The 247-nt window shown below is 69.2% G+C and carries 1 protein-coding gene; it reads left to right on the top strand.

Annotated elements, in window-relative coordinates; all coding sequences use genetic code 11:
- A partial coding sequence (locus tag R0J92_RS25435) for a hypothetical protein (RefSeq protein WP_411053732.1) occupies nt 1-247 on the top strand: 247 nt, incomplete at both ends.

Raw genomic sequence — 247 nt, 5'->3', positions numbered from 1 at the left:
GCATCCCGGCGCTGCTGTCGGTGGTGGCTGCCTATCAGCTGCGTCACTGGCCGGATCTGCGGGCCCGCAACTTCCTGCAGGCGCTCGCCTCCCTGATGGTGCTGATGACGGCGGCGGTGCTCGTGCGCCACGCCATGAACGGCGGCGCGCTGGCCGGCGGCACGCCGACACTCGGAGAGCAGTCGATCTACACGCTGCTGACGGTTGGCTTCTCCGCAGCCCTGATGACACTCGACGGGAAGTCGCC

This window comes from Tritonibacter sp. SIMBA_163, assembly GCF_046535935.1.
In the GTDB taxonomy this organism is placed as follows: Bacteria; Pseudomonadota; Alphaproteobacteria; order Rhodobacterales; family Rhodobacteraceae; genus Epibacterium; species Epibacterium scottomollicae.
Note: the sequence above shows the minus strand (reverse complement) of the source record. Positions and strands in the feature narration are given on the sequence as shown.